Genomic DNA, 7622 nt, shown 5'->3' with positions numbered 1-7622 from the left:
AGCTATCGGTTGCATGGCAGGCTGGGGTTCCGCGTCTCGCGGCTGGCGCGGCTCATGCAGGCGCGGCACGAGGCGGCGCTGCCCCCGGGGCTGACGCGGTTGGGCGCGGCCGTGCTGGGGGGCGTGGGGGATGAAGGTGTCGTGACGCCTTCGGATCTTGCCGCCTATGTCGGCATCACCCGCCCGGCCATGTCGCGGCTGTTGCGCGGGCTGGAGGCGAAGGGCTTCATCGCCCGCGCCGCTGCCGGGGGCGAGGACGGGCGGCAGACCGCCGTGGCCCTGACGCCCCGGGGCGCGGCGGTGCTGGCCGAGGTGCGGCGTGCCTCGGACGCCCTGCAGGCGCATTTCGCGGCCAAGCTGACGCCCGAGGACCTTGCCGCCCTGACCCGCGCCCTGGCCCGTCTCGCCGAGGGCGAGCCCGATCCCACCGATTTCTGAGGTCCCGACGATGCCGCTTTTCGCCCATGCCGACCGTCCCGTGCACCTCGGCCCCTTTCCGCTGGAGCGGTTGCGGCGCAGGGCGGGGGTGTCACTGGAGGGTTTGCCCTTCTCGCAGCCGCTGCGGTTCGACCATCCCGATCCGTTCTCGCTGACCCATGCCATGGCCCGCTACCAGACCATGTTCGACACCGTGCGGCAGGGGCCGGTGGTGCATGAGGCGGCGGGGATCCCCGAGGATCCGGTCGAGCGGTCGGCGCATCTGAAGGCCGCCGGCTATTATTTCGACGCCTCGATGATGGGGATCTGCGCGCTGCAGCCCGCCCACCACCTGCCGGAACCCCACCGCAACCCGATGATCGACGCGCTGCGCGAGGAGTTGGAGCGCGGCCAGCCCAAGACCCATGCCGCCGGGATCGACGCGATCTATGCCGACATCCTCGACGCCGCCCGATCGCCGCACGGGCCGGTCACCCATCACCGTTTCGCGCTGCTGATCGCCGTGGGCTATACCCGCGACCCGGGGCAGGGCGAGCCCGGCTGTGACTGGCTGCACGGCACGCAGGCCGAACGTGCGGCGCTGCTGGCCAACAACACCGCCGTCGTGCTGTCGTCCTATCTCAGGATGCTGGGTCATGACGCGCGGGCGCATTCCATGTCCACCTCCGAGGTGGATCTGCCCCGTCTGGCGGTGTCGTCGGGGCTGGCTTTCATCGACGGCGGCGCGGCGGTCAGCCCTTATCTCGGCACCCGCTACGGCCTCGCCGCGGTGACGACGACACTGGAGCTGGCGCCCGATCGGCCGCTCGACGGCGACGGGCGCAGCGCGCGCAGCCATGGGCCGGGCTGGTGGACCGGCGCCGCCGCCCCCCGCCGGGCGGCGACCGCCGAGCCCTTCGCGCATCGCGAGTTCCGCAAGGGGCCCTATCCCTTCGAGCGGTTGAAACGGGTCGAGGAACCGACCACGCTGATCGACCACGCCCGCGTGCCGCGTTTCCCCAAACGCGCCGATTTCTTTGCCAGGGCGCTCTACGGCGACATGGGGAAATCGGTGCAGGAGGGGGCTAAGGGCGGCCGCTACGTCGCCAAATCGCCGATCGGCGCCTGCGCCCGCCGGGCGCTGGGCGCCCTGTTGCTCCTGCAATTCGGGGAGGCCCGAGGGCCGGAATCAGCCCCCGATGCCGAGCGCAACGCCGAGAACCTGAAAGCGGCGGGCTATTACCTCAGCGCCGATGCCGTGGGCCTCTGCGCCGTGCCGGACTGGGCCTATTACTCGCATAACTCGGCCGGCGAGGCCTTGCAGCCCTACCACCGGAACGCCGTCAACATGCTCTTCGACCAGGGGCATGAGACGATGGAGGGCGCCTCGGGCGACGACTGGATCAGCGTCGCGCAATCCATGCGGGCGTATCTCAGGTTCTCGCTGCTGGGCGGCGTGGTGGCCGAACAGATCCGCAGGCTGGGGTATTCGGCGCGGGTGCATTCGGTGCTGGATGGCGACGTGCTGCAACCGCCGCTGCTGCTGCTGTCGGGGCTGGGCGAGGTCAGCCGGATCGGCGAGGTGATCCTCAACCCCTATCTCGGTCCGCGCCTCAAATCCGGCAGCGTGACCACCGACATGCCGATGGCCGCCGACAAACCCATCGACTTCGGTCTGCAGACCTTCTGCAACGCCTGCAACAAATGCGCGCGGGAATGCCCGTCGGGCGCGATCACCGCCGGGCCGAAGCTGATGTACAACGGCTACGAGATCTGGAAATCCGACGCCGAGAAATGCGCCCGCTACCGGATCACCAATCAGGCGGGCGGCATGTGCGGGCGCTGCATGAAGACCTGCCCGTGGAACCTGCAGGGCCTTTTCGCCGAGGCGCCGTTCCGCTGGCTGGCGATGAACGCGCCGGGCTCGGCCAAGGCGCTGGCGGCGCTGGATGACCGGCTGGGGCGCGGCGCCATCAACCCGGTCAAGGCCTGGTGGTGGGATATCGAGCTGGACAAGGCGGGCAGGCGCTACATCCCCGCGGCGCAGACCAACCGGCGCGAGCTGAACCGCGAGCTGGACCTCAAATATGAGGACCAGACGCTGGCGGTTTACCCTGCCGATGTCATGCCGCAGCCCTTCCCGATCACCCAGCCCCTGAACCGCGAGGAGGGGATCGCCCGCTACCGAGCCATGCTGACGCCCGAGGAATACCGCAACCGGCTGGCGAGGGGCCAGACCGACGGACTGGTGCCGGGGACAAGGCCGCCGGAGGCGCCGCCGGTCTTCCCCATGCTGATCACCCGGCGCGAAGACCTCAGCGATGACACCATGCGGTTTGAACTGACCCGCGCCGATGGCCAGCCGCTGCCGCCCTTCGAGGCCGGTGCCCATGTCGCGCTGATGATCGCCCCGGAATACCAGCGGGATTATTCGCTGGCCGGGAATCCGGCGGATGGCACGAAATACGTCCTCGGCATCCAGAAGGAGGCGGCCGGGCGGGGCGGCTCGCTGCTGATCCATCGGGTGTTCCGCGAGGGGCGGCGGGTGTTTGTCACCCCGCCCGCGAACCTCTTCCCGCTGGATGAGGGGGCGCCCTTCACCCTGCTGATCGGCGGCGGGATCGGGGTGACGCCGATGCTGACCATGGCCCACCGGCTGCACGCTCTGGGCTGCGACTTCCGCCTGCATTACCTCGCCCGGGGCACGGCACCCTTCGGGGCCGAGATCGCCGCCGCGCCCTGGGCCGAGCACGCCCAGACCCATGTGAAGACCGACGGGCCGCGCGTGGACCTCGCCACCCTGATCCCGCCTTACACGCCAGGCGCCAAGCTCTACACCTGCGGCGGGGGCGGCTTCATGGATGGCGTCTTCGATACGGCCCGCGCGCAGGGCTGGCCCGAGAACGCGCTGTCCCGCGAATATTTCGCGGTGCCCGAGGCGCCCGATTGGGTGAACCACCCCTTCACCTTGCGCCTGACGAAAAGCGGCCGCGACGTGCCCGTGGCCCCTGACCAGTCAGCGACCGAGGCGCTGGCGGCGGTGGGCATCACCATCCCCACCAAATGCTCGGACGGGATCTGCGGCGTCTGCGCCGTCACGCATCAGACGCCCGAGGGGATCGAACACCGCGACTATGTGCTCTCGGCCAAGGAGCGCGAGAACCGGGTGATCCTGTGCTGTTCGCGGGCCCGGGATGCGGAGGGGGTGCTGAGCGTCGATCTGTGAACCCCTGCACAGGATGCTTGCGCCCGCGCGCCTTTACGGGAGGGCCACGCGCGCTTAGCTGAGGGCAAACAGGAGTTCTCAATGAGCGACATTTCCCTCGGCCTCGACACGTTCGGCGACATCAGCACCGGCGCCGATGGCCAGCCGAAACCCATGGACCAGGTGCTGCGCGACGTGGTCGAGGAAGCCGCCTATGCCGATGGGCTCGGCATCGACTTCATCGGCCTTGGCGAACACCACCGCGACGATTTCGCCATCTCGGCGCCCGAGATCGTGCTGGGCGCCATCGCCGGCCGTACGAAGCGCATCAAGCTGGGCACCGCGGTCACGATCCTGTCGACCGACGACCCGGTGCGGGTGTTCCAGCGCTTCTCCACGCTGAACGCGGTGTCGAACGGGCGGGCCGAGCCGATCCTCGGCCGCGGCAGCTTCACCGAGAGCTACCCGCTCTTCGGCTTCGACATGCAGGACTACGACCAGCTCTTCGAGGAGAAGCTGGATATCTTTGCCCGCCTCCTGCGCGAGGACAGCGTGACCTGGCAGGGCAAGACCCGCGCGCCGCTTCGCAACGCGACGGTCTATCCGCGCCTTGGCCAGCCGATGACCACCTGGGTCGGCGTCGGCGGCAGCCCGGAATCGGTGGTGCGCGTGGCGCGGCAGGACCTGCAGCTGATGCTGGCGATCATCGGCGGCGATCCCCTGCGCTTCAAACCCTATGTCGAACTCTATCACCGCGCCGTGGCCCAGTTCGGCACCGAAGCGAAGCCGATCGGCGTGCATTCCCCGGGCTTCGTCGCCGCGACGGACGAGGAAGCGCGCGAGACGCTCTGGCCGCATTATCAGGCGATGTTCGGCCGGATCGGCCGCGAACGCGGCTGGCCGCCCACGACCAAGGACCGGTATCTGGCCGAGGTCGCCCATGGTGCGCTCTTCGTCGGCTCGCCCGAGACGGTGGCCCGCAAGATCGTGCGTGCGGTCAAGGGGCTGGGCGTGCAGCGCTTCGACCTGAAATACACCACCGGCCCCGTGCCGCATGAAAAGAACATGGAAGCCCTGCGGCTTTACGGCGAGCAGGTCATCCCCATGGTCAAGGACATGCTCGCCGCCGGGTAAAGGCGCGCGCATCGACACTTTTCCTCGGTCCCGCCGCCCCCTGCGGCAGGGCCGGGCTGAGCGGTATTTCGCCTCTTCACGCGGGCGTGCGTTCATTTTTTTCCCGAAACATGGAACCCCTCGCCAGTCCGCGCGTTATTTCGCCGGAACTCAACAGGAGACCTTTTCATGAAATCCGTGATCCTCGCCACCGTCGCTACCGCCAGCCTGGCGCTCGGGGCCTGCACCATGTCCCAGAACGAACGCACCGTGGTCGGCGGTCTCGCCGGCGCTGCGGGCGGTCTGATCCTCGCCGATGCCTTTGACGCCAACCCCAACTGGACCGTCGTCGCGGCCTTGGGCGGCGCCGCCGCGGGCGCGCTGGTTGCGCGCAACACCGCCAGCGGCCAGTGTGCCTATTCGAACGGCAACGGCACCTATTACACCGGTCCCTGCGTCTGATCCCTCGGGACGTAGAATCGGAGACGGGCAATGGGCGGGTTCCTTCGGGAGCCCGCCCGCGGCTTTTCCGGCCCCTCAGAACAGGCTGAGCTGATCGCCCGGCCGCGGCGGCGGGCGGAACTTGCTGCAATCGAGCGGGGGCAGGCTCTGGGCATAACCCAGCCGGCGCCGCGCGGCGACCACCCGGGCGCGCAGCAGATCGGCATAGGGTCCTTCCCCCCGGAAGCGGCTGTGGAAATCGGGATCGTTGTCGCGCCCGCCCCGCATCTCGCGCAGCAGTTTCATGACCTTGCCCGCATGGTTGGGCCGGTGCCGCGCCAGCCAGTCCTGAAACAGCGGCGAGACCTCGCGCGGCAGTCTCAGCAGCGCGTACCAGGCGGTCGTGGCGCCCGCCTCGCGCCCGGCTTCCATCAGCGCCTCGATCTCGTGATCGGTCAGCCCCGGGATGACCGGCCCCATCATCAGCCGCACCGGCACCCCGGCGGCCGAGAGCGCCCGGATCATCGCCAGCCGCCGGGCGGGAGAGGGCGCGCGCGGCTCCATCGCCCGGGCGAGCCCCGCGTCCAGCGTCGTCACGCTGATCCCGACCTCGGTCAACCCCTCGGCCGCCAGCGGGCCCAGCAGGTCGAGGTCGCGCTCGATCAGGGCGCCGCGGGTGGTGATGCTGACCGGATGGCGCCAGTCCCACAGAACCTCCAGCACCGCGCGCGTCACGCGGTATTGCGCCTCGATCGGCTGCCAGGGATCGGTGTTGGTGCCCAGCCCCATCGGCCGCACGACATAGGATTTCCGCGCGAGTTCCTTCTCCAGCACCCGGGCGGCATCGGGGCGGGCGATGAGCTTCGTCTCGAAATCGAGCCCCGGCGACAGGCCCAGATAGGCGTGGCTCGGGCGGGCGTAGCAATAGATGCAGCCATGCTCGCAACCGCGGTAGGAATTGACCGCCCGGTCGAAACCCAGATCCGGCGACTGGTTCCAGGCGATGACCGAGCGCGGGCGCTCGATGCTGACCTCGCGGCGCTTCAGGCGCTCCTCCTCGGGCAGGTCCCAGCCGTCATGCTCCCAGGCGCGGACCTCGCTGTCATAGCGCGGCGCGGGCTGCGCCAGCGTTCCCCGCGCGGGCGCGCGCAGGGCGGGATCGGTCGGGGGCAGGGGAGGCGGGCGCGGCGGCATGAATCAAACTTGAACATAACATGAACAATTTTCAAGTGCCGGATGGAAACCTGAGCTTGCTGTCGTCTTTCATCCGGGGCATGTCGGGATTGGATCAGTTGCCGCCCGCTTCCTGCCGCATCTACGGATCCAGAGACCTCTATCCGGAGACCCCGCCATGGCCGAGGACGACGACATCATCCTGTCCGAACTGAACGACGAGGAACTCGTCGCCCAGATGATGGACGACCTCTACGACGGCTTGAAGGACGAGATCGAGGAAGGCGTCAACCTGCTGCTGGAACGCGGCTGGACGCCCTATGACGTGCTGACCAAGGCGCTGGTCGCCGGCATGACCATCGTCGGCCACGACTTCCGCGACGGGATCCTCTTCGTGCCGGAAGTGCTGCTGGCGGCGAATGCGATGAAGGCGGGCATGGCGATCCTGAAGCCCCTGCTGGCCGAGACCGGCGCACCGCGCATGGGCAAGATGGTGATCGGCACCGTCAAGGGCGACATCCACGACATCGGCAAGAACCTCGTCGGCATGATGATGGAGGGCGCGGGCTTCGAGGTGGTGGATCTGGGGATCAACAACCCGGTCGAGAAATACCTCGAGGCGCTGGAAAAGGAAGACGCGGACATCCTCGGCATGTCGGCGCTGCTGACCACGACCATGCCCTACATGAAGGTCGTGATCGACACGCTGAAGGAAAAGGGCATGCGCGAGGATTTCATCGTCCTCGTCGGCGGCGCCCCCCTGAACGAGGAATTCGGCCGCGCCATCGGCGCCGACGCCTATTGCCGGGATGCGGCGGTGGCGGTCGAGACTGCGAAGGCGCTGGTCGCACGCAAACACAATCAGGGCGCCGCGCGCGCCTGAGAGCCCTAAAACGGGGCGCGTCCTCGAACGGGACAGGGGGCCTCTGCCATCGGCAGGGGCCCTTTTGCTGTCGCGCGCTCCGATCTGTCCGAGCGTCCGGTCCAGCCTCGGGGGGCCAGCCCCCCGAACCCCCCGGGATATTTAGAGAACAAAGATGAGGGTTAACGAATCCCTAATCCCATCTTTGCGCCTCAAATATCCACGGGGTTTCCAAAGGGGGGCGTGCCCCCCTTTGGCGAGGGGGCCAGCCTTTACGCTTTCTCCGGGGGCGAGCAGCCCCCGCTGCTTTTTCGTTCTCCGGGGGCGAGCCCCCCGGCATGGTTACTCCTCGGCTGCGGACATTACCGGTTTCGCCGCCAGCGCCCCGTCGGCCATCCCGGCGATACCGCC

General features: G+C 68.7%; 6 protein-coding genes. 5 read left to right on the top strand and 1 reads right to left on the bottom strand.

Going from position 1 to position 7622, the window contains the following annotated elements:
* The 4 genes from VDQ18_RS21905 to VDQ18_RS21890 all read left to right on the top strand — a co-directional run.
* A partial coding sequence (locus VDQ18_RS21905) for a MarR family winged helix-turn-helix transcriptional regulator (RefSeq protein WP_323022992.1) occupies positions 1-438 on the top strand: 438 nt, incomplete at its 5' end.
* A 10-nt stretch (positions 439-448) separates the two neighbouring features.
* Positions 449-3643 carry a 4Fe-4S dicluster domain-containing protein gene (locus VDQ18_RS21900; protein WP_323022991.1) on the top strand — a complete coding sequence of 1065 codons (3195 nt, stop codon included), beginning with the start codon at positions 449-451 and terminating at the stop codon, positions 3641-3643.
* An 81-nt stretch (positions 3644-3724) separates the two neighbouring features.
* Positions 3725-4756, top strand: a complete 1032-nt coding sequence (locus VDQ18_RS21895; RefSeq protein ID WP_323022990.1) for an LLM class flavin-dependent oxidoreductase — start codon at positions 3725-3727, stop codon at positions 4754-4756.
* A gap of 168 nt (positions 4757-4924) precedes the next feature.
* Positions 4925-5197, top strand: a complete 273-nt coding sequence (locus tag VDQ18_RS21890; RefSeq protein WP_323022989.1) for a glycine zipper 2TM domain-containing protein — start codon at positions 4925-4927, stop codon at positions 5195-5197.
* A 75-nt stretch (positions 5198-5272) separates the two neighbouring features.
* Here the strand turns inward: VDQ18_RS21890 and VDQ18_RS21885 are convergent, their stop codons facing one another.
* Complete coding sequence (locus VDQ18_RS21885; RefSeq protein ID WP_323022988.1) at positions 5273-6370, bottom strand: PA0069 family radical SAM protein; 1098 nt, start codon at positions 6368-6370, stop codon at positions 5273-5275.
* 157 nt (positions 6371-6527) lie between these two features.
* Between VDQ18_RS21885 and VDQ18_RS21880 the strand changes: the two genes are divergently transcribed.
* Positions 6528-7232, top strand: a complete 705-nt coding sequence (locus tag VDQ18_RS21880) for a B12-binding domain-containing protein (RefSeq protein ID WP_323022987.1) — start codon at positions 6528-6530, stop codon at positions 7230-7232.
* The last annotated feature ends 390 nt before the right edge of the window (positions 7233-7622 follow it).

The sequence above is a fragment of the Pararhodobacter sp. genome, from assembly GCF_034676075.1.
Taxonomy (GTDB): Bacteria; Pseudomonadota; Alphaproteobacteria; order Rhodobacterales; family Rhodobacteraceae; genus Pararhodobacter.
This window is presented reverse-complemented; position numbering and strand designations above follow the sequence as displayed.